This window comes from Amaricoccus sp. W119 (assembly GCF_047275745.1).
GTDB lineage: Bacteria > Pseudomonadota > Alphaproteobacteria > Rhodobacterales > Rhodobacteraceae > Amaricoccus.
This window is the reverse complement of record NZ_JBKQWU010000176.1, coordinates 1-1,157: the sequence shown is the minus strand read 5'-3', so window position 1 is coordinate 1,157 and position 1,157 is coordinate 1. Positions and strand designations below refer to the sequence as shown.

1 protein-coding gene and 1 tRNA gene are annotated in these 1,157 nt (G+C 58.2%); both read left to right on the top strand.

Annotation, left to right across the window (positions count from 1 at the left end):
• Nucleotides 1-222: 222 nt before the first annotated feature.
• Nucleotides 223-1,002 (top strand): class I SAM-dependent methyltransferase, encoded by a 780-nt coding sequence (locus ACLJK8_RS22795; protein WP_413152686.1) that lies wholly within the window; start codon nucleotides 223-225, stop codon nucleotides 1,000-1,002.
• Between the two features lie 44 nt (nucleotides 1,003-1,046).
• Nucleotides 1,047-1,123, top strand: a tRNA-Ile gene (locus ACLJK8_RS22790).
• The last annotated feature ends 34 nt before the right edge of the window (nucleotides 1,124-1,157 follow it).

Sequence of the window (1,157 nt, the reverse complement as noted above, 5' to 3'; positions counted from 1 at the left end):
ACCGCGCATCCCGCCGGTCCCTCATGAGACACTTAGCAGCCTCAGGGCAAATCCACTCAGGATCAGCCCATAAACGAGGCACACAGAAACCAAACCGCCCTCATATCCCTTCATCTGCAAGCCAGGCGCCGTACCATCACCGAAAGAAGGTGCACGATGCGAGAAACCTGTGCACGATCGGTCCCGCCGGTGTAGGATTTCACTGGGGAGTTTTGGGGATTGATGGTGCGTCCAGGACGGCGGGCTGTTGGCTGGAATTTCAGAGCCGGCGTGCTTGCTTTCGACGCGGATTTTGGGGTGGCGATCATGGCGCAGGAACCCGCGGACCTCAGGATCGAGTTCCGTCGCATCATTCACGAATTGTGCGCGTGCTACGACGCTCCGGATATTCTGGAGATCGGCGGTGGCGCGAGGCCAATGTTCAAACCGGGCGAGTGGCCGGTGAATCTTGGCAGCTACACGATCAACGACATCAGTCAGGATGAGCTCGACGAGGCGCCGAGTGACTACAGGACCGCGTGTTTCGACATCTGCGATCCGGTGGAAAGTCTCGACGGCAGTTTCGACGTGATCTTCTCGCAGTTCGTCGCGGAGCACGTACGAAACGGTGAGGAAATGCACAGGAATGTGCGTAGACTGCTGAAGCCGGGTGGAGTTGCGTTCCATCTCTTTCCGACGCTCTACAGTCTGCCCTTTGTGATAAACCGTTGGATCCCCGAGGGAGTTTCGAAAGCGATGCTTTCCACGCTCGAGCCCCTCCGGGTCACTCGCAATCGCAAGTTTCCCGCCTACTACTCCTGGTGTGCCGGGACCACTGATCGGATTCGATCCCAGATCGAATCCGTGGGCTATTCCGACGTTAAGGTGGATCGGTTCTATGCGCACAACTATCTCAGGAAGTTCCCGGTGCTTGGCTCCGTGGAGGCTGCCTGGGTGAGAACCATCCAGGCGAGCGGTATGAGCAGTCTCGGGGCCTACGCGCTGGTCTATGCCTACAGGTAGTGATCGGCTTGTGCTCTTTCGTGATCGTTAGGTCGCGGGAGATTGGGTCGGTAGCTCAGGTGGTTAGAGCGCACGCCTGATAAGCGTGAGGTCGGAGGTTCAACTCCTCCTCGACCCACCAGGTCCCGTTTTGGCTACGGGATCTGGAGAGATGT

What these genes read in the sequence shown, in the direction of transcription:
- ACLJK8_RS22795 (WP_413152686.1), top strand. Translation starts at nt 223, where the DNA reads ATGGTGCGTCCAGGACGGCGGGCTGTTGGCTGGAATTTCAGAGCCGGC.